26 protein-coding genes are annotated in these 23,497 nt (G+C 63.4%); 9 read left to right on the forward strand and 17 right to left on the reverse strand.

Annotation, left to right across the window (positions count from 1 at the left end):
- Positions 1 to 24: 24 nt before the first annotated feature.
- The gene (locus J7E82_RS11900; protein ID WP_214862822.1) at positions 25 to 1,113 is read left to right on the forward strand and encodes an acyl-CoA desaturase; all 1,089 of its coding nucleotides are present in this window, start codon (positions 25 to 27) and stop codon (positions 1,111 to 1,113) included.
- A gap of 87 nt (positions 1,114 to 1,200) precedes the next feature.
- The gene (locus J7E82_RS11905; protein ID WP_214862823.1) at positions 1,201 to 2,166 is read left to right on the forward strand and encodes a quinone oxidoreductase; all 966 of its coding nucleotides are present in this window, start codon (positions 1,201 to 1,203) and stop codon (positions 2,164 to 2,166) included.
- Positions 2,167 to 2,237: 71 nt separating this feature from the next.
- Here J7E82_RS11905 and pheT read toward each other — a convergent pair whose 3' ends face one another.
- Both pheT and pheS read right to left on the reverse strand, forming a co-directional pair.
- On the reverse strand, positions 2,238 to 4,787 hold the full coding sequence (pheT, locus tag J7E82_RS11910; RefSeq protein WP_214862824.1) for a phenylalanine--tRNA ligase subunit beta: 2,550 nt from the start codon (positions 4,785 to 4,787) through the stop codon (positions 2,238 to 2,240).
- 2 nt (positions 4,788 to 4,789) lie between these two features.
- Positions 4,790 to 5,851, reverse strand: coding sequence for a phenylalanine--tRNA ligase subunit alpha (gene pheS / locus J7E82_RS11915; protein ID WP_214862825.1), 1,062 nt, complete (start codon positions 5,849 to 5,851; stop codon positions 4,790 to 4,792).
- Positions 5,852 to 6,005: 154 nt separating this feature from the next.
- Between pheS and J7E82_RS11920 the strand changes: the two genes are divergently transcribed.
- On the forward strand, positions 6,006 to 6,425 hold the full coding sequence (locus J7E82_RS11920) for a DUF4157 domain-containing protein (protein ID WP_214862827.1): 420 nt from the start codon (positions 6,006 to 6,008) through the stop codon (positions 6,423 to 6,425).
- 2 nt (positions 6,426 to 6,427) lie between these two features.
- Positions 6,428 to 7,063, forward strand: coding sequence for an SIMPL domain-containing protein (locus J7E82_RS11925; RefSeq protein WP_214862836.1), 636 nt, complete (start codon positions 6,428 to 6,430; stop codon positions 7,061 to 7,063).
- Between the two features lie 24 nt (positions 7,064 to 7,087).
- On the opposite strand, the gene pcp is transcribed toward J7E82_RS11925, so the two are convergent.
- Positions 7,088 to 7,750: a pyroglutamyl-peptidase I gene (pcp, locus tag J7E82_RS11930; RefSeq protein ID WP_214862843.1), complete on the reverse strand. Its 663-nt coding sequence runs from the start codon at positions 7,748 to 7,750 to the stop codon at positions 7,088 to 7,090.
- An 88-nt stretch (positions 7,751 to 7,838) separates the two neighbouring features.
- On the opposite strand from pcp, the gene J7E82_RS11935 reads away from it, so the two are divergent.
- Positions 7,839 to 8,945, forward strand: a complete 1,107-nt coding sequence (locus tag J7E82_RS11935) for an Rv2578c family radical SAM protein (protein WP_214862845.1) — start codon at positions 7,839 to 7,841, stop codon at positions 8,943 to 8,945.
- Between the two features lie 45 nt (positions 8,946 to 8,990).
- Here J7E82_RS11935 and J7E82_RS11940 read toward each other — a convergent pair whose 3' ends face one another.
- Positions 8,991 to 9,458 carry a (deoxy)nucleoside triphosphate pyrophosphohydrolase gene (locus J7E82_RS11940; protein ID WP_214862847.1) on the reverse strand — a complete coding sequence of 156 codons (468 nt, stop codon included), beginning with the start codon at positions 9,456 to 9,458 and terminating at the stop codon, positions 8,991 to 8,993.
- 204 nt (positions 9,459 to 9,662) lie between these two features.
- On the opposite strand from J7E82_RS11940, the gene J7E82_RS11945 reads away from it, so the two are divergent.
- Complete coding sequence (locus tag J7E82_RS11945) at positions 9,663 to 10,877, forward strand: MFS transporter (RefSeq protein ID WP_214862849.1); 1,215 nt, start codon at positions 9,663 to 9,665, stop codon at positions 10,875 to 10,877.
- 33 nt (positions 10,878 to 10,910) lie between these two features.
- Here J7E82_RS11945 and J7E82_RS11950 read toward each other — a convergent pair whose 3' ends face one another.
- Positions 10,911 to 11,828 (reverse strand): cation diffusion facilitator family transporter, encoded by a 918-nt coding sequence (locus J7E82_RS11950; protein WP_214862851.1) that lies wholly within the window; start codon positions 11,826 to 11,828, stop codon positions 10,911 to 10,913.
- A 225-nt stretch (positions 11,829 to 12,053) separates the two neighbouring features.
- On the opposite strand from J7E82_RS11950, the gene J7E82_RS11955 reads away from it, so the two are divergent.
- Positions 12,054 to 12,320 carry a GlsB/YeaQ/YmgE family stress response membrane protein gene (locus J7E82_RS11955; protein WP_214862853.1) on the forward strand — a complete coding sequence of 89 codons (267 nt, stop codon included), beginning with the start codon at positions 12,054 to 12,056 and terminating at the stop codon, positions 12,318 to 12,320.
- 136 nt (positions 12,321 to 12,456) lie between these two features.
- On the opposite strand, the gene J7E82_RS11960 is transcribed toward J7E82_RS11955, so the two are convergent.
- The 4 genes from J7E82_RS11960 to infC form a co-directional block, all read right to left on the reverse strand.
- Positions 12,457 to 13,365: an RNA methyltransferase gene (locus J7E82_RS11960; protein WP_214862855.1), complete on the reverse strand. Its 909-nt coding sequence runs from the start codon at positions 13,363 to 13,365 to the stop codon at positions 12,457 to 12,459.
- 66 nt (positions 13,366 to 13,431) lie between these two features.
- A complete protein-coding gene (gene rplT, locus J7E82_RS11965; RefSeq protein ID WP_214862857.1) occupies positions 13,432 to 13,932 on the reverse strand; it encodes a 50S ribosomal protein L20 in 501 nt (166 codons plus the stop codon).
- Between the two features lie 117 nt (positions 13,933 to 14,049).
- Positions 14,050 to 14,244: a 50S ribosomal protein L35 gene (gene rpmI / locus J7E82_RS11970; protein ID WP_214862859.1), complete on the reverse strand. Its 195-nt coding sequence runs from the start codon at positions 14,242 to 14,244 to the stop codon at positions 14,050 to 14,052.
- A gap of 117 nt (positions 14,245 to 14,361) precedes the next feature.
- Positions 14,362 to 15,390 carry a translation initiation factor IF-3 gene (infC, locus tag J7E82_RS11975; RefSeq protein ID WP_251041800.1) on the reverse strand — a complete coding sequence of 343 codons (1,029 nt, stop codon included), beginning with the start codon at positions 15,388 to 15,390 and terminating at the stop codon, positions 14,362 to 14,364.
- 411 nt (positions 15,391 to 15,801) lie between these two features.
- Between infC and J7E82_RS11980 the strand changes: the two genes are divergently transcribed.
- Positions 15,802 to 16,179 (forward strand): DUF1844 domain-containing protein, encoded by a 378-nt coding sequence (locus J7E82_RS11980; RefSeq protein WP_214862861.1) that lies wholly within the window; start codon positions 15,802 to 15,804, stop codon positions 16,177 to 16,179.
- Between the two features lie 59 nt (positions 16,180 to 16,238).
- Here the strand turns inward: J7E82_RS11980 and J7E82_RS11985 are convergent, their stop codons facing one another.
- The 8 genes from J7E82_RS11985 to J7E82_RS12020 all read right to left on the reverse strand — a co-directional run bounded on the left by J7E82_RS11985 (position 16,239) and on the right by J7E82_RS12020 (position 22,435).
- Entirely contained in the window at positions 16,239 to 17,573 is a 1,335-nt protein-coding gene (locus J7E82_RS11985; RefSeq protein ID WP_214862863.1) for an MFS transporter, read from the reverse strand.
- A gap of 56 nt (positions 17,574 to 17,629) precedes the next feature.
- Entirely contained in the window at positions 17,630 to 18,523 is an 894-nt protein-coding gene (locus tag J7E82_RS11990) for an SseB family protein (RefSeq protein WP_214862865.1), read from the reverse strand.
- Between the two features lie 13 nt (positions 18,524 to 18,536).
- The gene (priA, locus tag J7E82_RS11995; RefSeq protein ID WP_214862867.1) at positions 18,537 to 19,283 is read right to left on the reverse strand and encodes a bifunctional 1-(5-phosphoribosyl)-5-((5-phosphoribosylamino)methylideneamino)imidazole-4-carboxamide isomerase/phosphoribosylanthranilate isomerase PriA; all 747 of its coding nucleotides are present in this window, start codon (positions 19,281 to 19,283) and stop codon (positions 18,537 to 18,539) included.
- 33 nt (positions 19,284 to 19,316) lie between these two features.
- Positions 19,317 to 19,475: a hypothetical protein gene (locus J7E82_RS12000; RefSeq protein WP_214862869.1), complete on the reverse strand. Its 159-nt coding sequence runs from the start codon at positions 19,473 to 19,475 to the stop codon at positions 19,317 to 19,319.
- Positions 19,476 to 20,222 (reverse strand): imidazole glycerol phosphate synthase subunit HisH, encoded by a 747-nt coding sequence (gene hisH, locus J7E82_RS12005; RefSeq protein ID WP_214862871.1) that lies wholly within the window; start codon positions 20,220 to 20,222, stop codon positions 19,476 to 19,478. It lies immediately after the preceding gene.
- Entirely contained in the window at positions 20,219 to 20,845 is a 627-nt protein-coding gene (gene hisB / locus J7E82_RS12010; RefSeq protein ID WP_214862873.1) for an imidazoleglycerol-phosphate dehydratase HisB, read from the reverse strand. Before hisB ends, hisH begins: the two co-directional genes overlap by 4 nt.
- A 46-nt stretch (positions 20,846 to 20,891) precedes the next feature.
- Positions 20,892 to 22,010, reverse strand: coding sequence for a histidinol-phosphate transaminase (locus tag J7E82_RS12015; RefSeq protein WP_214862875.1), 1,119 nt, complete (start codon positions 22,008 to 22,010; stop codon positions 20,892 to 20,894).
- Between the two features lie 68 nt (positions 22,011 to 22,078).
- Positions 22,079 to 22,435, reverse strand: coding sequence for a LysM peptidoglycan-binding domain-containing protein (locus tag J7E82_RS12020; RefSeq protein ID WP_251041802.1), 357 nt, complete (start codon positions 22,433 to 22,435; stop codon positions 22,079 to 22,081).
- A 277-nt stretch (positions 22,436 to 22,712) separates the two neighbouring features.
- Between J7E82_RS12020 and lexA the strand changes: the two genes are divergently transcribed.
- Positions 22,713 to 23,462 carry a transcriptional repressor LexA gene (gene lexA / locus J7E82_RS12025; protein WP_214862885.1) on the forward strand — a complete coding sequence of 250 codons (750 nt, stop codon included), beginning with the start codon at positions 22,713 to 22,715 and terminating at the stop codon, positions 23,460 to 23,462.
- Positions 23,463 to 23,497: the final 35 nt, after the last annotated feature.

Consider the following 23,497-nt stretch of genomic DNA (forward strand, 5'->3'; position numbering starts at 1 on the left):
TACTTTGTTACGGGGCAACTGAATATGTCATCCACCACCACTGCCGATCTGCTGCCTGCGCCAGTCCGCCAGCCAAACGCCGTCGTCCTCAGCTATTCAGAGCTGCTCAAGGCAGTACGGGCGGAAGGACTCCTGGAACGACGGGTGGGCTTCTATGTCACCGTCTTTTCCGCGCTTGTCACGCTCCTTGCCGGCACCTGGGTGGGTTTCGCCGTCATCGGGGACAGCTGGTTCCAGCTCATCATTGCGGCAGCTTTGGGCGTCATCTGCACCCAGCTGAGCTTCCTGGCCCATGAGGCCGGGCACCGCCAGATCTTCGCGTCGCGCCGGGCGAACGACTGGTCAGCCAGGCTGCTCGCCACTTCCGTAGCCGGCATCAGTTACTCCTGGTGGGAACAGAAGCACGGTGCGCACCACAACCACCCCAACGTGATCTCCAAGGATCCGGACATCAAGACCAACGCCCTGGTATTCCACACTGAAGCTGCTGAAAAGCGCCAGGGCCGGTTCTCTTTCCTCACGCGTAAGCAGGGCTGGTTCTTCTTCCCGCTCCTGATGCTGCTGGGCATCAGCCTCCAGATCGATTCCATCCGCTATGTGTTCGGGCGCTCCAAAGTGGCCCACCGTTGGATCGAGATTCCCATCCTCGTGGTCAGGCTGAGCCTTCTTCCCGCCCTCGCCTTTACTTTCCTGCCCCTCGGCATGGCCTTCGCCTTCATCGGCGTGCAGATCGTCGTGTTCGGCTTCTACATGGGTGCCTCCTTCGCACCCAACCACAAGGGAATGCCGGTACTGCCTGCCGACAGCCGAGTGGACTTCTTCAGCCGCCAAGTCCTGACCTCGCGGAACATCTCCGGCGGCCGCTTCATGGACATCCTGCTGGGCGGGCTCAACCGGCAGGCTGAGCACCACTTGTTCCCGGACATGGCCAGGCCCCAGCTGCATCGGGCAGCCGTCATCGTGCGACGCTACTGCGACAAGCACGGCATTCCCTATACCGAAACCACCCTGCTGGCTTCCTACGGCATTATCGTCCGCTACCTCAACGAAGTTGGCCTCTCCGCAGGTCGCCACTTCGAATGCCCGATGGCCACCGTTACCAGGCGCTACTAAGGCCTGCCTTCCGCTCCCGGTTTGCCCCCAAACCTCCGCTCCATAGGATGGGTGGGGAAGTCGCAACCGCTGCCCCAAAGGAGAGCCATGACGCACGCCATCGTTGCCCACGAGCCAGGAGGCGCCGAAGTCCTCAAGCTTGAGGAAGTCGAAAAGCCCGTTCCGGACCCTGGGCAGCTTCTGGTGAAGGTGGCAGCGGCCGGCGTAAATTTCATCGACACCTATCAGCGGGGCGGGACCTATAAGGTTCCGTTCCCCTTCGTTCCCGGTGCCGAAGCCGCGGGCACCGTTGAAGCCGTGGGCGGGAACGTCGTCGACTTTTCCCCGGGTGATCGAGTGGCGACCGCTGAAGGAAAGCGAAGCTATGCCGGCTACATGCTGGTCGACGCCGAGAAAGCACTCCCCGTGCCGGATGGCGTGGACGACCACACAGCCGCCGCACTCCCCCTCCAAGGCATGACGGCGCATTACCTCATCAATTCCTCCTTCCGGGTCGAGCCAGGCCACTCCGTCCTCACGCATGCTGGCGCCGGCGGCGTCGGGCTCCTCTTGATCCAGCTGCTCAAGGCCAGGGGCGCGCGAGTGATCACCACTGTCTCCTCGGACGAAAAGGAGGCGCTGGCACGCGAAGCCGGGGCCGATGAGGTCCTTCGCTATGAGGGCTTCCCGCACCACGTCCGCCAGCTGACTCACGGAGAAGGCGTCCAGGTGGTGTACGACGGCGTTGGCAGGAACACCTTCGACGGCTCGCTGTCCTGTTTGCGCACCCGGGGATCACTGGTTCTCTTTGGCGCAGCCTCGGGCCCGGTACCACCCTTCGACCCCCAGCGGCTCAATGCCGCAGGCTCGCTGTCCCTGACCCGGCCTAGCTTGGGGCACTTCCTGCTGAACGCCCAGGAACGGCGGTGGCGTTCGACAGAAATTTTCGAAGCGGCCGCCAATGGCAGCCTCAAAGTCCGGATTGGCGCTACTTACCCCCTCGCCGAAGCAGCACAAGCCCACCGCGACCTCGAGGGCAGGCAGACCACAGGCAAGGTACTGCTGCTTCCGTAGCCATCGGCAAAAAGCCTCCGCCACCGCTGCAAGCGCGATGGCGGAGGCTTTTTGGTTTGATCTTGCAGGCGTCAGCGCTGGATAGCTCCAAACCGTTCGGCTGCAAGGGCGACGGCAGCCTCCCGCGCCTGTGACGCCTCGTCCGCCGTCAGGGTGCGGTCAGCGGCGCGGAAGCGAAGTCCGAAGGCCAGGGATTTCTTCCCCTCTTCAATCCCCTTGCCAGCGTAGACGTCGAACAGTGCAACATCCTCGAGCAGCTCGCCGGCACCCTCGCGAAGCGCGTTCAGTACTGCGTCGGCGGGCACGTCCTGCGGGACTACCAGGGCAACGTCCTGCGTCGCTACGGGGAACCCGGAGATGTGCTTCGCAACAATGACATCAGCGGCGGCCCCGAAGACAGCATCCGCGTTGACTTCCACGGCGACCGAGCGCGCGGGCATGTCATGGGCCGCGAGCAGCTTGGGATGGAGCTCGCCTGCGTATCCCACCACTTCCCCGCTCCGCAGCGACAGCCGAGCAGTCCGGCCCGGGTGGAACGCCTGGTGGCTACCCTGGCTGACGACGAGGTCGACGCCGAGGACATCGCCCATAAGCCTGGCAACGTCAAGGGCGTCGGCCCAGTCCCAGGCACGTGGCGTGTGGGCGGCGGCCGCGGGTGAATCGTGCCCAGTCAGGACTGCGGCGACGTGCAGCGGCTGGTCAGGAACGCCGTCGTACAGTGCATCCAGGACCTCATCCGCTGGCTTGACTCCCAGCGGCGGAATGGAGTCCGTGCCAAGCTGGCCATCGGGAAGGAACACTGAGCCTGCCTCGAACAGGGCGAGGTCACGGAAGCCGCGCGAATGGTTGCGCCGCGCCACTTCAATCAGTCCCGGCAGGATGGACGTGCGCAAGTAGCCGTGTTCCTCGCTGATGGGGTTCGCCAGCTTGAGGGCTTCCCGCCCGGCGCCTTCCTCAGCCACTCCGAAGGTGTCGTTGGCGGCCTTGGACACAAACGGGTAGGACAGCACCTCGGTCAGCCCGGCGTCGGCGAGGGCCTGCACGAGGCGGCGCTTCTGCTGCTGGGCACGGGTGAAACCCCGGCCCGGAGGGGCAACGGGAAGGGTGGCCGGAATGTTCTCATAGCCAACCAGCCTGGCGATCTCCTCGGAAAGGTCTTCCTTGGTCTCGAGGTCATGGCGCCAGCTCGGGGCCGTGACGGAATAGGAGCCCGCAACCTCGTTCTTTTGGACAACCGCACCCAGGTCCTCGAGGCAGCCGACGATCTGCTCTTCGCTGAAGTCGATGCCGATCCGGGCTGCCGCGAAACCAGCTGGCAGTTCGATGGTCACAGCATCCGGCGCAGTTCCGACGTCGGTGCCTGCCTCGTCGGCCGTGCCGCCCCCGAATTCAACCAGGAGATCGACCACCCGCTGGGCCGCAATGTTCGCAACCTGCCAGTCGACGCCGCGCTCGAAGCGCTTGGAGGCCTCGGACGGGAGCTTGTGGCGACGGCGGGACCGGGCGATCGAGACTTCGTCGAAGTGTGCCGCTTCAACCAGGATGTTGGTAGTGGCATCCGAAACCTCGGTGTATGCCCCGCCCATGACACCCGCGATACCAATGGCTCCGGAGTCGTCGGTGATCAGGAGGTCTTCGACGTCGAGCGCGCGTTCCTTGCCGTCCAGGGTGGTGATCTTCTCGCCTGCCACCGCACGGCGGACCACGATGTCTCCCGACAGCTTGTCCAGGTCATAGCAGTGGTTGGGCTGGCCGAGCTCCAGCATGACGTAGTTGGAAATGTCCACGGGCAGCGAGATCGACCGAATGCCGGCCAGGCGCAGTCGGGAAGACATCCAGGGAGGCGTCGGCCGTGTGGCATCGACGCCGCGCACGGTGCGGGCTACAAAGCGGTCGCAGCCGGCCCTGCCATAGATCGGGGCATCGTCGTTGAGCTTCACGCCATAGCCGCCGGAGACGCTGGAAGGTGCGTTGACCTTCGACGCCGGGTCCGTGAAGGCGGTACCGGTGGCATGGGCATATTCACGCGCAACACCGCGGATCGAAAACGCGTAGCCGCGGTCGGGTGTGACGTTGATTTCGGCTGCTTGGTCGTACAGGCCAAGCAGCTCCATGGCGTCCGTGCCGATTTCCGGATCCAGGCCGATGCGCGAGAGCACCAGGATGCCGTCGTGGTCGTCGCCGATACCGAGTTCACGCACGGAGGCGATCATGCCTGCGGAGAGGTGGCCATAGGTCTTCCGGGCAGAGATGTGGAAGTCTCCGGGCAGCACCGCGCCAGGGAGCGTCACCACCACCTTGTCGCCCTCGACGAAGTTGTGCGCGCCGCAGATGATTCCCTGCACACCGGAAGGATCAATGCCCTTGCCGGTCAGGGTCTGCTCCTGGCCTTCCGGAACAACGCGGACCTGGCACCAGTTGATGGTCTTGCCGTTGGTCTGCGGTTCCTTGACCAGGCTCAGGACCTGCCCCACCACGATGGGGCCCTTCAAGGTGTCAGTGGGGCGGTGGACCGCTTCTTCTTCAAAACCTACCTTGACGAGCTCCGCCATAACGTCTTCGGCCGTTGCATCTGCCGGTACCTGCGCGAATTCGCGCAACCAGGAAAGGGGGATACGCACTGTTAGATCTCCATCCCGAAGTGCTCGCTGAAACGTACATCGCCTTCGATCATGTCGCGCATGTCGCCGACCTCGTTGCGGAACATGAGCGTGCGCTCGATGCCCATGCCGAAGGCAAAACCTGAATAGATGTCCGGGTCGATGCCCGCCGCCCGAAGAACGTTGGGGTTTACCATGCCGCAGCCGCCCCATTCGATCCAGCGCGGTCCGCCCTTGGCGCCGGGGTGCCAGATGTCCAGTTCGGCGGACGGTTCGGTGAAGGGGAAGTAGTTCGGGCGCAGGCGGATCTGTGCCTCGTCTCCGAACATCTGCCGGGCAAAGTGTTCCAACGTGCCACGCAGATCGGCCATGCTAAGGCTCTTGTCGATGGCCAGGCCCTCGAACTGATGGAACACAGGGGTGTGGGTGGCATCGAGTTCGTCCGTGCGGAAAACCTTGCCCGGGCAAAGGACATAGATGGGCACTTCGCGCTCCAGCATTGAGCGGACCTGCACCGGAGAGGTGTGCGTGCGCATCAGCAGGTGCGCTTCCGGCGGCTCGACAAAGAACGTGTCCTGCATTTCCCGGGCCGGGTGGTCCGGCTTGAAGTTCAGGGCATCGAAGTTGAACCATTCGGATTCGACCTCGGGCCCCTCGGCGATTTCCCAGCCCATGCCGACGAAGATCTCGGCCACACGGTCCTGGAGCGTCGACAGCGGGTGGCGGGCTCCTGCCCGGCGACGGCGGGGCGCGGCCGTGACGTCCACGGTCTCCTCCACCAGGATGCGCGCATCATTCTGTGCCTCAAGCTCCGCCGTACGTACGGCGAGCGCCTGGTTCACGCGGCCCCGTGACGCTCCCATGAGCTTGCCGGCCACGGCCTTTTGCTCCTTGGCGAGGCCGCCGATCTCACGGTTGGCCAGGCTCAGCGGCGACTTCTCACCCGCGTGGGCGAGGCGCACAGCCTTCAATTCATCGAGCGAGGAGGCTGCGGCGATCGCGGCGAGCGCCTGCTCTACGACGGCGGTAACGGCGGCCTCATCCAACGGGTTCGGGATGGCGGCGCCCGGCAAAGTTTCAGTCATCTACTGTTCTTAGCTACGAGTCGGGAGGTCGTTGAGGGCATGATCAGGACTGCGAGCTGAGGCAACCTGAAGATCCGCCCCCAACAAGGACGGTTCATTCCAGTCTAATTGAACCGCTCGCAAGGACTTTAACGGGCCGCGCTAGCATGGGCACATGACACCCGGGCAGAGGATCCGTCAACTGGCCAACCTCATCAACCTGTCAACGCCCCTGGGCGCGCTGATAGCTCGACTAAGCGGCTCCCGGTTGTCCCAGGGCCCGAGGGGGCTGATGATCGCTGCCGGATACTCCTGGCCGCTACCCCATGCTGCAGCCTTCACAATGGGCAACGTGGTGCTTTACCGGGCCGGAAGCGGCAGCGCCGGAGCGGATGCGCGGCTCCTTGCACACGAGGAAAAGCACAGCACCCAGTACGCCTGGTGCCTGGGCCTTCCCTTCCTGGTTCTGTACTTTGCTTGTGCGGGGTGGTCCATCATCCGGACTGGAAATCCCGCGTCCCGGAACTTCTTCGAGCGGCGAGCCGGCCTTCCGGCAGGCGGCTACGGAGGCACACACTATGGAGGCAGGATCTGATCATGACGCGCACCATAACTGTCACAGGCAACGGGTCAGCCCAGGCAGCCCCGGACATGCTCACCGTTTCGTTCGGTGTAGAGACACGCCGTGGGGCTGCGGGCGCCGCTTACGACGACGTCGGAGCGTCGGCGGCGGCCATTTCTGCTGCCCTGCGTGACCATGGCGTGCCCGACGCCGATATTCGCACCAGCGCACTTAACCTGCGGGCCGAACTGCTCTGGCAGGAAGGGCAAGGTCAGCGCGTCACGGGTTACCTGGCATCAACCGTACTCAGCGTGAGCCTGCGGCAGCTCTCTTCGGCGTCGGCGACCATTTCCGCCGCCGTCGAAGCGGGCGGTGACGCGATCAGGCTCAATGGGATGGAACTGGGCTTTGCGGACGCCTCCGCCGTGACCGCGAGGGCCCGGGAAGCAGCCTGGAAGGACGCCGTGGCAAAGGCTACCCAGTTCGCGTCCCTGGCTGAGTCCACCCTTGGGCAAGTCGTCTCAGTAGAACAAAACCCGTCGAGCCCACCCCCCATCCCCATGGGCGGAGGTATGTTGCGCGCCGCGGCCGTGGACAGTGTGACCATAGAGCCAGGCGAGACCTCGGTCGATGCTTCCGTGACCGTGGCCTGGGAACTGCAGACAGCCTGACCGCCCGGACGCCTGCCTGAGGCGCTATTTGCCGGCTTGGCGCCATGGCAGTGCCCCCGCGGACAGCTTTGGCTCAGCCGCATCGGTATGCTCTGCTGTGCGTACGACGACGGCAATCGCCTCCGCCATCTCCCCCAGGGTCATGGACGTTTCCCTGCCGCCAGCGACCACCTGCGTGTCCGGGAACGGGACGTGGACGAAGCCGCCTTTGGTTCCGGGGTTGCCCTGCAGGTGATGCATGAGGGTATAGAACACGTGGTTACAGACGTAGGTACCGGCCGTTTGGGACACTTCGGCCCGGACACCAGCGATCCGAAGCTCGCGCAGGGCGGCCTTGAGGGGAAGAGAAGTGAAATAGGCGGCCGGACCGCCGCTCACCACCTCTTCATCGACGGGCTTGTTGCCGGCGTTGTCCGGAATTACGGCATCGTCGCAATTTATTGCGACTCGTTCCAGGGATATCCTCTCCCGGCCCCCGGCCAGCCCCACGCAGACGATGATGGTCGGCCGCAGGCGATCGACGGCCTGGCACAATACCTCCCCGGCGGTTCCGAAGACGCAAGGCAGTTCAAGGCATTCAACGCTCCCCCTGTCGGCGCGGAGGAGTTCGGCGGCCAACTGTGCGGCGTCCCACGAGGGGTTGGTGTCGTTGCCGCCAAACGGCTCGAAACCCGTCAGCAGAATCATGGGGCAAGGTTAGCAAGTCGGTCTGAATCACCGGCAGCTCAAAGGCACGCCCTTGACATGGATTCGAACATAGATTCGAATGGTAAGTATGAGATGGGACGCACAGGCAGTCAATCATCCCGACGGACCGGACCAACGGGAAAACGGCATAACAGGCGACGGCGGACAGGCTTCCGTGGCGGCCCCAGCCATGGACGCACTGCTGCCTTTGTCTGGCCTCGTGCGTTCCGTCTCTACCCCCGGTTTTGCCGGAATCACTTTCCATGAGGTCACTGCCAAATCGGTGCTCAACAAGGTGCCCGCCGGTTCCCGGATGCCGTTCGAATGGACGGTCAATCCCTACCGCGGCTGCAGCCATGCCTGCGTATATTGCTTCGCGAGAAAGAGCCACAGCTACCTGGAATTCGATTCCGGGAGGGACTTCGATTCGCAGGTTGTGGTCAAGATCAATGCCGTCGAAGTCTTGACGAAGGAACTTGCGAAGCCATCGTGGGGCCATCACCACGTTGCCCTCGGAACCAACACGGACCCGTACCAGCGCGCAGAGGGCAGGTATCAGCTGATGCCGGGGATCATCCGGGCGCTGGCGGATTCAGGAACCCCGCTGTCCATCCTGACGAAGGGAACCCTCCTGGCCCGGGACATTCCCCTGCTAAAGCATGCTGCAACGCAGGTGCCGGTTGGAGTGGGGATCTCGCTCGCCATGACCGACGAGCACCTGTCCGAAACCATCGAGCCCGGTACGCCGGGTCCCCGTGCACGGCTCAAGCTCATCAGCCGGATCCGGGAGTCCGGACTGCCGTGCAATGTCATGGCCATGCCCATTCTTCCGTGGCTGTCGGACAGTGACGAAGCCCTTGATTCCCTCTTCTCCGCCCTATCCGAAGCCGGAGCCACCGGAGTCACCGGCGGCGCCCTGTATTTGAAGCCCGGAACGCGCGAATGGTTCATGAAATGGCTGGCCGCGAATCACCCCGAATTGGTGGACCGCTACAACAGGCTTTACGGGCAGGGGTCCTACGCTCCGAAGGAATACCGCACCTGGCTCGGGGAACGCATCAACCACTTCAAGGGCCGATACGGCTTCACCGGAACCCAGGGCTTCAGCCATCGTAAGTCGGCGTCGACACCGGACGGAAAGGAAGCAAACAACAGGATCACAGGGCCAGCCCCCACTCAACCTGCCCTTTTCTGAGGAGAGCAAAGGAGGGTATCGCAAGAGATCCCTCCCGGAGCCTGCCTAGGGAAAGGTCCTCGACGCCGCGGTGCCCGACGTCGGCAAAGCTGCTACCTTGTCGAGCAACGCCCGCACGATCGGAGCGTCGGCAGGAATCCAAGGCAGTCCGAGGGTCGCGTCGCTGTCAGCCAGTGGAACCCACCTCAGCTCATCGTGGTCTTCCAGTGCACGCGGTTCGCCGTCACTGACCTCCGCAAACCAGACCCTCATGACTGCCCTCTCGTTCAGCGGCCAACCGGCCTCCACCGGCGCCCTGAGCTCATCACCGAGGCGGACGGAGACGCCGAGTTCCTCGCGCAACTCGCGATGCAGGGCCTGTTCGAAGGTCTCCCCGTTTTCTACTTTCCCTCCGGGGAATTCCCACATTCCCGCAAATTGCGGCGGAGCGGTCCGCCTGGCAACCAGCAGCCGGCCGGGGTTTTCGAGGGAGTCGACGAGGGCAGCACCCACAACGTTGATCAGTCGGGTCATCGAAACAGTCTATGGCCACGGCTTTAGGGCATCGCTATGCGGGCATGGCAATAGTCACATTTCCAGCAGATAGTTGCAGACGCCGGTAAAGTTTAATTCGATTCGCCATTTTTGATGTGGCCGGATCCAGCCAAGCCCACTGTGGCACCCTCCCTGCCCAAAGGCGCGCAGCGCCCTACACCAGCACGCCCGAAAAGCAGGCCAATGACCATCAATGTAGCGTCTCCAACAACATCCAAAGCTACCCACCAACACACTGCCCTGGCGATCTTCGCCCTTGCCATGGGTGGCTTCGCCATCGGCGTCACCGAATTCACCATGATGGGACTCCTCAAGGAAATTGAGGCAGGCCTGGGCATCAGCACACCGGAGGCCGGGAACCTTATTTCCGCCTATGCGCTGGGCGTGGTGGTAGGAGCACCGCTGTTTGCCGCCTTCGGGGCCCGCCTCCCGCGCAAAACCCTGGCCATGGGCCTCATGCTGTTCCTGGCGCTGGCCAACCTCACCTCATTCATTGCACCGGACTATGGCACCATGCTGGTCACGCGCTTCGGCTCAGGCCTGCCCCACGGCGCTTTCTTCGGCGTCGCCGCGGTCATTGCGGCTTCCCTCGTCGCGCCAACAAGGCGCGGATGGGCAATCTCGATGGTCATGGCCGGACTTACGGTTTCGAATGTTGTCGGCGTGCCAGCTGCCACCTGGCTGGGGCAGGCCCTGGGCTGGCGGCTGCTTTTCGTAGTAGTCGGCGCAATGGGATTCGCAACGGTGGCGATGATCTGGAAGTCTGTCCCCTTCGAACCCGCACATCCCGATGCGAGCATCCGACGGGAGCTGGGCGCCCTGAAGCGGATCCAGGTGTGGCTCGCCCTCTTGATCGGAATCATCGGCTTCGGCGGCTTCTTCGCCACCTACACGTATATCGCCCACACCATGACCTCGGTGGCAGGCATGCCCCAGGCCATTATCCCCTTGGTGGTGGCACTGTATGGGCTCGGGATGGTGTTCGGAAACATCGTCGGAGGGCGCATCGCCGACAAGTCCGTGATGGGCACCATTTATTGGGTTCTTCCCGGAATTGCCGCTGCCCTCGCCGTGTACGCCATCGCGGCCCAGTGGGCATGGGCCCTTGTGATGGTGTTCGTCGTGGGCGCGATCGGCTCCATGCTCGTTCCGCCGCTCCAGACCCGCCTGCTTGACGCCTCCCCCGACGCGCCGTCGCTTGCGTCCTCCTTGAACCACTCTGCCCTAAACGTGGCCAACGCCCTGGGCGCTTTCCTTGGCGGCGTCGTGATCGCCTGGGGCTGGGGCTACACCGCCCCCGCCCTGGTTGGTGCGGTCCTTGCCCTGCTGGGCCTGGGCATTGCCGCCATCAGCGGCCTCCTGGAACGCCGAAAGCCGCTGTCCGCGAAGCCCCTCTAGGGGCCTGCGGCAGCGGCTTTCGTTTCATCCGGTTCAGACCTGGACTCGCTCCACATCCGGCTCGAGGTAGATGATTCGGGCAATGGGAACGGCGGCACGAACCCGCTCTTCGGCGTCGTCGATCACTTTGGCGATGTCCTCGCCCGTGGCGGCAGCCCCCACGGAGATTTTGGCGGCCACCAGAAGTTCCTCCGGGCCGAGGTGCATCGTCTTGATGTGGATAATCCGGGTTCCATCGGACTGAATGGCTTCCTCGATCCGGGATACGTGCTCCTTCGTGGCGGATTCGCCGAGCAGGAGCGACTTCGTTTCCAGCGCAAGCACAACGGCGATGGCCACGAGAAGGACGCCGATCATGGCGGTTCCCGCTGCGTCCCAGACGCCATCCCCGGTAATGAGAGTCAGGCTGACTCCAAAGAGGGCGAACACGAGCCCAAGGAGCGCGCCAAGGTCCTCTAGAAGAATGACGGGAAGTTCCGGCTGCTTGGCGTTGCGGACGAAGTTGACCCAACTCTCGTTGCCGCGCACATGGTTGGATTCGATGATCGCAGTGCGGAAGGAGAAGATTTCGGCGACGATGGCCCCCACCAGGACAGCCAGCGGAACCCACCAGAAGTCGCCTTCAATGGCATGCGGATGCTGGAACTTGTCCCAGGCCTCATAGAGGGCAAAGAGGCCGCCCACGCTAAACAGGACGATCGAGACGATGAATGCGTAGATGTACCGCTCCCGGCCATAGCCAAAGGGGTGTCGGGAGCTGGCTGAGCGTTGGGCGCGCTTGCCGCCGATCAGGAGAAGTATCTGGTTTCCGGAGTCGGCAACCGAGTGGATTGCTTCCGCGAGCATTGAGGATGAGGCCGTCAGGATGAAAGCGATGAACTTGAGAACGGCAATGGTCAGGTTGGCGGCCAGTGCCGCCACGATCGCCTTGGTACCGCCACTAGCAGCCACGAAAGCTTCACCTCTTCAGGGTTTGGGGATTACGAAGTATGTGCCCGGACTGACGCTAAGAACGCCGGAAGTCCTTCAAGCAATACCGTACCCGGCACCCTGCCTGCGGCGCATCCCGGCGAATCGCCGTAGAAACTAAGCCTACTGACAATGCCACATGTCTGTGTTAGCTTGAAGCTGTGGACGGGGCGGTTTTCCGCCCCACCGATTGCACTAGGAGGAGATATGGGCTTTCTTGCTTGGATCGTTCTCGGCCTGATCGTTGGAGCAATTGTTAAGGCCGTCATGCCCGGTCGCGTAGGCGGCGGATGGGTAACCAGCCTGGTTCTGGGGGTCGTTGGCGCAATCGTCGGCGGATGGATCGGCAGCATGCTGTTCGGCCGGGGTGACCTTGCGTTCTTTGACCTCGGAACATGGATTCTCGCGATTGTCGGCGGCCTCCTGGTCGCAGGCATCTACGGAGCTGTGACCGGTCGCAACAGGACAACCTGATATCGACGCCGTCCTTCCGAACGGCAAACGCTTCGGTCGGCGCGTTTAGCGCGAAGGCCGAAATGAAGAAGGGATCCACCCGTTACGGGCGGATCCCTTCATACATTAACGCCGGTTAACACCGGCCATGGCGGAATTAGCGGCCCGGCACGGTGGAAGGCTGCTGGGACCGTGCACTGGCGTAGAGGCAGACGGTGGCCGCCGTACCGAGGTTGAGGCTTTCAGCCGAGCCATAGACGGGCACAGCCACTCGATGATCAGCCAAGGACAGTTCGGCGTCGGACAATCCCTGGGCCTCATTGCCGAATAACCACAGCGTAGGCATTTCCAAGGCGTATTCGGAGTCCGGCGTCTCCACACCGAGCCTCCGCGCCGCGTTTTCGTCCTGCAGCTTGTCCAGGTTCACCGTGCCATAACCGTCGGCAGCCAGGACGCCCATGCCCCTGGCCCTGCAGCGCTCAACAAGCTGATCGACGTCGGCGCCCAGGACAACCGGCAGATGGAACAGTGATCCCGCCGTCGAGCGGACTGCCTTAGGGTTGTAGATGTCCACGCTGGAGGACGTCAGCACTACGGCGTCCGCGCCCGCGGCATCCGCGGCACGAAGCACGGTCCCGGCGTTCCCGGGATCACGGACCTGGCACAGGACGGCAATCAGCCTGGGGCCGGCGTCGAGCACTGTCTCCAGGGTGACGTCCATAAAGGAGCACACGGCCAGGATGCCCTGCGGGTTGACTGTATCCGCCATCGCCGACAGCACCTCGTCCGTCGCCAGTCGAAGCTTAGTCGCGGCGGCGAGGTCCTCAAGCTCCGGGAGCCTGTCCAGGCATGCCCTGCTCGCGTAAACCTCATGCACGACGGCGGGCTGCCCGGCCGAAATGCGTTCGGCGTTCAGCCGCAGCGCCTCGCGGACCGCCTGCGGCCCCTCTGCCAGGAAACGCCCGCGCTTTAAACGGGCCGGGCGCCCTGCAAGCTTTGCGACATCCCTGACCCGATCGGCTCGGGGGTTGGACATCGGTTCTTGCGGGCGCCCGGTTTCGTTCATATAAGAACTTTAGTGGCTGATGCGACTCGTTCTTGAACGACTACGTGGACACATAGCCGTCAGCTACTACTCAGCAGCCTCAACAGCGACAGGCTTCTTGGCTGCCTTCGCCTTAGGAGCGGGAGTTTCCTCAGCGGCAGGAGACTCAACCTTGGCAGCCTTCGGTGCCTTGGTCGCCGCTACGGCCTGGACGGCAGGAGCAGACGTGTCAGACGGCAGGGAGTCCTTGGCGATCTTGACCAGGGCTGCGAAAGCGTTGGCATCGGAAACGGCCAGCTCGGCGAGCATACGACGGTCAACCTCAACCTCAGCGGCCTTCAGGCCCTGGATCAGGCGGTTGTAGGTCAGGCCGTTGGCGCGGGACGCAGCGTTGATGCGCTGGATCCAGAGGCGACGGAAGTCACCCTTCTTCTTGCGGCGGTCGCCGTAGCTGTACACAAACGAGTGCAGCAGCTGTTCCTTGGCCTTGCGGTACAGGCGCGAACGCTGACCCCGGTAGCCTTTGGCGCGTTCGAGGACAACCCGGCGCTTCTTGTGGGCATTTACCGCCCGCTTCACACGTGCCACGTGCGTACTCCTTCAAAATTCTTATCCCAAGCATCTACTGCCGGCATTCCGGCTGGCCTGAGAAGGCGTTTATGTAGTCGGCCGACGCCGGAAGGCGCCAGCCCATGAGCTTGGAACCTAGAGGCCCAGCATCTTCTTGATGACCTTGGCGTCGCCCTTGAAGACGATCTTGTCGCCGGCGAGGCGACGGGTCAGGATGGAGGACTTGTGCTCCAGGTAGTGGCGGCGGTTAGCCTGCTGGCGCTTCAGCTTGCCGGTGCCGGTCAGCTTAAAGCGCTTCTTGGCACCGCTGTGGGTCTTCATCTTCGGCATGGGAACCGATCTCCTTACGTGTCCGCAGACGTAGTCTGCAGTTCCTTCGCGCAGCCGCCCGTGGGGCGGCATGCTGGTTGCTTGCCGGGCGGAGGACTCCCCCGCCGCGGCGCTGAACTAGTTGGTCTTCCTTGCGGCAGGCTTCGGTACAGCCTTCGGCGCGGCCGGCCGTGCTACGGGCTTCGGCGCTGCGGGCTTGGCCACGGGCTTCGGTGCCGATGGAACAGGAGGCTTGGGAGCCGCCGGCTTTGCCGCCGCCTCCGCTTCCTCGGCCACCGGCGCCTTTTCGACGGCGGGGGCAACAGCTGCCTTCTCGGCAACCGGCGCCTCTTCGGCAGCCAGCGACTCTTCAGCAACCGGAGCTTCCTGGACCGGAGCCTCTTCAGCCACGGTTTCCTCAGCTACGGCTTCCTCAGCCGGAGCCGAAGCTTCCTCCGTGGCAACCGGGGTTTCAACGGCTACTGCTTCCGCCGCCTCTTCAGAGGGCGTCTCTTCCGAGGGCGTCTCTTCCGAGGGCGTCTCTTCCGAGGGAGCAAGGAAATCTGCCGGCAGCAGGTCGCCCAGGGACTGGGTCAGGGGAGCCTGGTCGCCGGAAACATCAATGCGGCCGGCTGCCTTGGCCTCGTTCTGCGCCTTGGCTTCTGCACGCTGGGCTGCCCGCCGTGCCTCTGCCTTAGCTTCAGCCTTGTTCTTGAGAGGCCCAATGACCATCACCATGTTGCGGCCGTCGATGCGCGGGCTGGATTCCACGACACCGACTTCCGAGACGTCGTCCGCGAAACGCTGAAGCAAGCGGATGCCCATCTCAGGGCGCTGCTGCTCACGACCGCGGAACTGGATCATGGCCTTGACCTTGTCACCGGCACCCAGGAAGCGCAGCGCGTGCCCGCGCTTCGTTTCGTAGTCGTGGGTGTCGATCTTCAGGCGGAAGCGGATTTCCTTCAAAACCGTGTTGGTCTGGTTCTTCCGGGCTTCACGCGCCTTGACCGCGGCTTCGTACTTGTACTTACCGAAGTCCATGAGCTTGCACACCGGAGGCTTGGCCTGCGGCGCAACTTCAACGAGATCCAGATCAGCCTCGGCAGCCAGTCGCAGGGCGTCCTCTATACGGACGATTCCTACCTGTTCGCCGGCAGGGCCGACCAACCGTACCTCGGGGACGCGGATACGCTCATTGATTCTTGGCTCGCTAATGTCAAAGCTCCTGTGGTTGTGGTGAGTATTCCACCGACAAATAGAGAAGGCCCCCAATTGCCGGTGCAATCGAAGGCCTCGAAGATCGGGGCACCGGCCTCAAAGGAGGCGGTGCGCACTACATCCGGGCATGGGGCCCGGCTACAGTGTCCGACCAGGTACCCGGCAACTTCTCATCCCCGAAGGGAAACGGCTGACGCGGGTGGGAGAGAACTCCGCTTGCAAACTGAAAATCAATTCTACAGAAACGAACCCGCTATCCGCACATTTGCGGCAATGGGTTTCGACCCTGCAGTTTTGAACAGTGCATTTTTGAACACTGCAAATAACGACTTCCAGTCGGTCTGTGACAAGCTTACCAGTATGAGCACTTCAGACAGCAATTCACACGCCCCCGAGCCTGCCACCGGCGTCTCGCAGGAAATCCGCGACATCGCCGAAGTTCCCGCAGTGGAGGTCATTACCACCGGGGCCGTCCACCTCATGAGCGCCGCCGCGGTCAAGGTCGGCCTGGCCACCGAGGAGAACGCCGAAGAGCTCAAGGACCTGGACGAGGCCCGCAAACTCATCACGGCGCTGGCCGGCTTGGTCACAGCTGCCGCTCCAGAGATCGGTTCCCAGCACGCCGGACCGTTGCGCGATGGCCTGCGCTCCCTCCAACTGGCGTTCCGCGAAGCCTCCCTCATCCCGGATGAGCCCGGCAAGGGACCGGGAGAGAAATTCACGGGTCCCGTCAACTAAGGGACTTCAGTCAACCATTCCCTAAGGATTCGCCACGGCGGCTGGCAGACCAATCCGGGTCAGCCGGCCGCTTTGCGGTGGCGTTGCAGGGCGAGGCCTGCGAGGCAGAGCGCGACGCCGGCCGAACCCACCGTGACAAAGCCGGACCACGCTCCGATGCCATCGATAAAGATCCCGGCAAGCGGCGCCCCAAGGGCCACCCCGGCAGTGAGGGCGGAACCGTACCAACCCATGGCTTCGCCCCGCCTGGCCTCGTCGACCAGCTCGGCTACCTTTTCGGAGGCGGCTGAAAGCACCGGGGCGCACAGCAAGCCGGGCAGGAGCGAGAGGAAGGCCAGCGTCCAGGTGTCGGTGGCGAAGCCCATCGGAATGGTCAGGGCGGCCATGCCAAGCAGGAGGAGGATGGGTGAGACGGGGCGATGCATCGCGCCATAGGCGAGACCTCCCACCACCGATGCCGCACACCAGAAGAAGAAGACGATTCCGATATCGGACTGGTGTCCCCCGCGCTCGAGCAGGGCGACAATCCCGACATCGGTTCCGCTCAGGACCATTCCAGTGCCAGTGGCTACGGCAAACACAGCGGCAACTGCTGCCGAGAACCATGTGAAGCTCCGGGACAGTCTGTCGAGGAGACCGGCAGGCCGAGAAGTGCCGCCTGACCTTCCGTTGGAGGCAGCAGGTCCAAGTTCTGCAGCCGCTTCCTGGAGATGCGCCGGAGCCGACGCCACCAGCGCGGCTTCGGCGGCATCCAGGTCGACGGCGTCTAGATCGCTGGCGTCCAGATCGGCGGCATCGCCGGGACGTCCGGCAGTGGTACGGGTGGGCGGATTGAACCAGATCAGAAAGAGCCCTGCCAGTGAGGTGGAGACGCCGACGACGGTCAATCCCGCCGCCGAAAAACCTGCGGTAGCCACGATGGCGCCGATCGCAGGGCCGATCATGAAGACGAGTTCAGTCATGATGGAGTCCAGGGCGAAGGCCGTGCGACGCTGCTCCTCATCCACCATGACGCCCAGCGACTGTCGGATGACGCTGAAGATGGGCAGGGTCAAAAGGCCGCCGATAAACACGAGCGGCAGGATCCACTGGTAGCTGACGTGCGGCACGATCGCCCAAATGACCAGTTCGGAGACCACTGACGGAATCAGGGCCCTGCGCAGGCCTGCGATATCCACGCGACGTCCGCGCCATGGTGCTCCCAGGGCGATGCCAATGGTCATGACGGCTGCTGCCGTGCCGGCTGCGGCGTACCCCTGATCCAGCGTCAGGACGATATGCAGCGTGAGCAGCACGCCCGCCGCGGAGTGTGGGATGCGCGCGATCATGCCCACAAGGAGCAGGCGGCGCACGGGCCCGATGGCCAGCAGCTCCCGATACAGTGCGAAGTTCACGAGGTGCGTCCTTCTATGTCACCAGGGCGGTACGAAGGACTTCCCCCAACCGCCAGCTATCCCGCAGCGCGTCTCAGCTTGACCTCGAGTGAGTCAACGCGGTCGACGAACAGTTCATTCCCCGACCAGGCCTCATTGAGTCCCGCGACAAGGGCTTGCACCGCAGCCGCATCCAGGCCGTCTTCAAGATAGAGCACGACGCGCAGTTCGGGTCCCGCACCCCCGCCTTGGACGACGTTGCCGCTGGCGGTCCGCGAAGCGACGCCCCCACCGACTTGCGTTTCCAGGCTCCGGACGGCCGGAAACCCTGCGGCCAAGGAACTGAGAGCGGACTCCAGTTCATCATCCAGGTACGACGGCGTCCAGTCGCGTTGCTGGGCAAGGGCCCAAACGGCAGGGCGACGCACCACGAATGCCAGCTCGGATCCCGGATCGACTACCAGCAGCTGTGCATCTTCGGAGACCGCGGACAAGGCGGCACGGGCGGCGTAGACAGCTATGGGACGTGCCTCGGCATGCCACGCCTCCAGTGCCTGGACGGAGGTGAATACAGGCATGGCCTTGCGCCCGTCGGGGGCGTTGAGGGTCACGAGCGCCATGTCGGCCTGCTTGTCGGCATGCAAGCCGGCCACGCCATCGGTTTCTTCTGTGAGGCTCGCAACCACAGGTACGAACACACGTGCCGTGGCAAGTGACGCCACGACGGCCCGTTCGTCCCCGGAACCGGCGACTAGTCCATTGAGGGCCGCGACGTACCGGACGTCAGCTGTGCCGTCGTCGTCCTCGAAGTTGTGGATCCTGGCGTCGTCACCGCTCAAGCTACGGCCGGCCCAAGGCTGCCCTGCCGAGTCTGTTGGTCCCCCGGCCCCCGCCAGGGCGGCAGCGATGTGTCCCGGAAGGTCGCGTTTCTGCGGAGCCTTCGGCTCTTCGGAGGAGTTGTCCTGGGGCATGACCGTTATCCGATCAGCGCCTGCCGGCTACGTCCAGGGCTTCCGGCAGCGTAAAGGCGCCGGCATATAGCGCCTTGCCCACGATTGCCCCTTCGACGCCGGCGGGAACCAGTTCACGCAGCACCCGCAGGTCTTCGAGGCTGGAAATACCGCCGGAGGCGATGACGGGTTGGCCGGTCTTCTCCACCATTTGCCGGAGCAGCTCCAAGTTCGGGCCCTGAAGAGTGCCGTCCTTGGTGACGTCGGTGATTACATAGCGGGCACAGCCAGCGTCTTCAAGGCGCGCGAGCACCTCCCAGAGGTCACCGCCTTCCTTCGTCCACCCACGGCCTGCAAGGGTGGTCCCGCGGACATCGAGGCCGACGGCGATCTTGTCGCCAAAGCGTTCGATGGCCCGACGGGTCCATTCCGGATTCTCCAGAGCGGCCGTGCCCAGGTTCACGCGTTCGACGCCGAGGCCGAGCGCGCGTTCCAGGGACTCGTCGTCGCGCAGCCCTCCGGAGAGTTCAACCTTGACCTTGAGCTGGGCTACTACGTCGCTGATGAGTTCGGCATTGTTGCCCCGCCCGAAGGCGGCATCGAGGTCCACCATATGCACCCACTCGGCGCCGGCTTCCTGCCAGTTAAGGGCCGCTTCCAGCGGGGTGCCGTAACTGGTTTCCGAGCCTGCCTCTCCCTGAAGAAGGCGGACGGCCTGTCCGTCCACGATGTCGACGGCGGGCAGGAGTTCCAGGACGGGCAACTCGGAGGCAGTGGTCATTGGGGTCCTCACTGATGGTGGATGGGGCCGGCGTCAGTTGCCGGGAATGGTAAGAAGATAGGCGGCCAGCAGCGCCATTCCTGCCAGCACGTAAAAGGAAACGGAGATCCAGGCAGGCTGTTTCTGCTGACGGAAGGATAGGCCCCCTCCCACAAGCAGACCGGCCAGTCCCATCAGGATGACAGACCACATTCAGGCGGACTCTCTGGCCTGCGGCTCGGCTGCGGGGGTGTGGTGCAGGCCCTGGACCCAGTTGCGCAGGAGCCGCGCGCCGGCATCCCCCGACTTTTCCGGGTGGAACTGGGTGGCGCAAAGCGGTCCGTTTTCGACGGCGGCAATGAAAGGTGCGCCGTGTTCGGACCAGGTGACCAGCGGCGGGGCCATCCGTGGCTGAATGACGTCAAAGTCCCACTTCTGCACGCCATAGGAGTGGACGAAGTAAAAGCGTTCGTCTTCGACGCCGGCGAAAAGTTGCGAGCCTTCGGGCACCTTGACGTTGTTCCAGCCCATGTGGGGAACTACCGGCGCGGGGAGGAGTTCCACCTTCCCCGGCCATTCACCCATACCTTCGGCCTCAGTGCCGTGTTCAACGCCGGCCTCGAACAGGACCTGCAGTCCAACGCAGATAGCCAGTACGGGACGGCCACCTGCCACCCGGCGACCGATCATTCGAATGGCATCGACGGCCTTGAGCTCGCGCATCACAGTTTCGAAGGCGCCCACCCCGGGAACCACCAGCCCGTCGGCATTGAGCACATCTTCGGGTTTGGCGCTCAGTATCACTTCGGCCCCGGCACGCTCAAGGGCGCGCACGGCCGAACGTACGTTGCCGGAACCATAGTCCAGGACTGTGACAGTCGGCTTGCCCTGAGGCGATGCCGGCCGGACAGAAGCCGAAGGATCAAGAATCGCGCCGTCCTTGAGAATCTGGCCGCTCACAGCGCCCCCTTGGTAGACGGAATGCCCTCAACGCGCGGGTCGGGCTCGACGGCGGCACGCAAGGCACGCGCGAACGCCTTGAACTGGGCCTCGACGATGTGGTGAGGGTCCCTGCCGGCGATGACATTCATGTGCAGGCAAATGCCGGCGTGCAGGGTGATGGCCTCGAAGACATGACGGGTCAGCGAACCGGTGAAATGTCCGCCGATAAGGTGATACTCCTGCCCGGCGGGCTCGCCGCCGTGGACCAGGTACGGGCGGCCGGAAACGTCGACAACGGCGTGGGCCAGCGCTTCATCCAGAGGAACGGTGGCCTCACCGAAGCGCCGGATGCCTGCCTTGTCCCCCAGGGCCGTGCGCAGCACTTCACCGAAGGTGATGGCGACGTCCTCGACGGTGTGGTGGACGTCAATGTGGGTATCACCGCTCGCCTTGACGGTCATATCAATGAGTGAGTGCTTGCAGAGTGCCGTCAGCATGTGGTCGTAGAACGGGACTGACGTGCTGATATCGGAGACTCCGGTGCCGTCGAGGTTGATCTCGACCAGGACCGATGACTCACTGGTGGCACGCTCCATGCGCGCCGTACGGACGGCTGCCGTCGTGGCACGGGTTACGCTCATTGATTCTTGTCCTTATGTGGAAGGATGAGTGGTTTTGACTTCCAGTTTAGGCCGACAGCGGTGACTGCCCGGCCAGCAGCGCTTCCAGGGCCTCCAGGAACACTGTGGTTTCCGTCTCAGTTCCGGCCGTTACCCGCAGGTGGCCGGGGATGCCGACGTCGCGGATGAGTACCCCGGCTTCGAGGAGTCCCTGCCAGACACGGTGTGGATCCTCGAGCCCGCCAAAGAAGACATAGTTCGAATCCGAGGCGGCCGGGGTGAGCCCCATCCGGGTAAGTTCAGCGACGATGCGGTCTCGCTGGATCTTGATGTCCTCGACGTCCGCCATGAGGGCCTCACGGTGGTGCAGGGCAGCGAGTGCCGTTGCCTGGGTGACCGCCGACAGGTGGTACGGCAACCGAACAAGGCGAATGGCATCGGTGACTTCGGGGGCAGCCGCCATGTAGCCGAGCCGCGCTCCCGCCAAGGCGAAGGCCTTGCTCATGGTTCGCGAAACAATAAGGCGCTCCCGCCCTGGAAGCAAAGTCAGTGCACTGGGAGTGCCGTCGTGAACGAACTCGTGGTACGCCTCGTCGACGATCACGATTGCCTGGCTGACCTCTCCTGCCTCGTAGACAGCCTCCACAACGTCAAGGCCCAAGCCGGTACCTGTGGGATTGTTCGGCGAGCACAGGAAGACAATGTTGGGCGCCAGGTCCCGCACCTGCCCGGCAGCTGATTCCGCACTCAGGTTGTAGTCATCTGCGCGCACGCCCCGCACATATTCCGTGTCCGTTCCGCTGGCAAGCAGCGGGTACATGGAGTACGTAGGAGGGAATCCCAGCGCTTTTCGGCCAGGTCCCCCGAATGCCTGCAGGATTTGCTGGAGGACTTCATTAGAGCCATTGGCGGCCCAGAGGTTTTCGGGACCAAGTCCGTGGCCCAGGTATTCGGCCAGTGCTTCGCGGAGCTCGGTGAACTCGCGGTCCGGGTACCGGTTCAGGCCAGTGGCCGCTTTAGCTACGGCCTCCGTAATCGCCGACTGCACATCGTCGGGGACGCCGTGGGTGTTCTCGTTCACGTTAAGCAGGATGGGCACGTCCAGTTGCGGCGCACCATAGGGACTGAGTCCGCGGAGGTTTGCCCGAAGGGGAAGTTTGTTTAGTCGCTCAAGCTGCTCACTCACCATGACAGTTTAAGTGCCTTGGGTAGCGGCTTGAAATGTGACGACCGACCGACTCCCCAAGCTGCCTCTCAAGTGGTCGGAACGAAGAGCTGCTGCCCCGGCACTACGCGCCCGCCGCTGAGGTTGTTCAGCTCCACGATCTCCGCGATAACATCGCGGGGATCCCGGTCAGGAGCAGTGGCGGCAGCAATTCCCCACAGGGACTCACCGGGCTGGACGGTCACCGAAACCGCCGGGGTGCGTTCAAGATCCTGGATTGAGTCGGCCGCTTTCGCCGGGGCGTTGAGGAAGCCCGAAAGACTCAGGACAAGGACAGCCAAAAGCATCAGTGGGATGCAAGAGAACACTAGCCGTCCACGACGCGTCAGCCGAAGCCGACCGGGCCGTATCGGAGCATTTAGTATCCGAACAACACCTTCGAACATAATCCCACCCTCCATTGATCAGTTCGAACGTGTATTCGAACTACGTCTCTCCTTTTTTAGCACTTATCAACGAATGATGTCGAGACTCGCTCGAACAAATGTTTGATAAACGCCAGCGCCTGGCCTACGTTGGAGTGAAGGAAACAAGCACCATTTCAGTGGAACAGCAGGGTCTGACATTTTGAGTACGTCCGGAACTTCAGCAATCCGGGCAATTCACTTCAGGCGGTGCGGAGAAGGCAGTGCCCGGTCGGGCGGAGAGAGGGCGTTGGCGAACATGGCAGCGAAAGCCAGCAGCAGTAGCGGATCCCAGCGGGGCTCCGGTACTGCGAAGACCCCCAAAAGCCTTACCGTCCGCCAGAAGAAGATCCTGGAAACGATCCAGCGCTCCGTCAACGACAACGGTTATCCCCCGTCGATGAGGGAAATCGGGGACACCGTTGGCCTCGCAAGCCTTTCCAGCGTCACGCACCAGCTGTCCCAACTTGAGAAGCTGGGCTACCTGCGCCGCGATCCCAAGCGTCCGCGGGCCATGGAGATCCTCATGCCGCTGACGCTGGACGAACGCAGCATGGAGATTCCCGGCATGGAATCTCCCGGAAAGCTCCGTAGTACCGGCGGATTGGCGGTGACCGAGCTGGCCAGTTCAAGCGACACTGCCATGGTTCCCCTGGTTGGGCGGATTGCCGCTGGTGGGCCGATCCTGGCGGATCAGGCCGTGGAGGACGTTGTGCCCCTGCCGCGCCAGCTTGTGGGCCATGGCGAGCTTTTTATGCTGAAGATCGCTGGCGACTCCATGATCGATGCCGCGATTTGCGACGGCGACTGGGTTGTGGTGCGTCGCCAAAACGATGCCGTCAACGGGGACATCGTGGCTGCCCTCCTGGAGGACGAAGCTACCGTCAAGACCTTCCGCCAGCGCGACGGCCACACTTGGCTGCTGCCGCAGAACACGCAGTACGAACCTATCCTCGGCGACCAGGCGACAATCATGGGCAAGGTCGTCTCCGTCCTGCGATCCCTGTAGTCGCTGCGTTCCCTATAGCTGCTGCGTTCCCTTCA

Source organism: Arthrobacter sp. ISL-30, assembly GCF_018613855.1.
GTDB lineage: Bacteria > Actinomycetota > Actinomycetes > Actinomycetales > Micrococcaceae > Arthrobacter.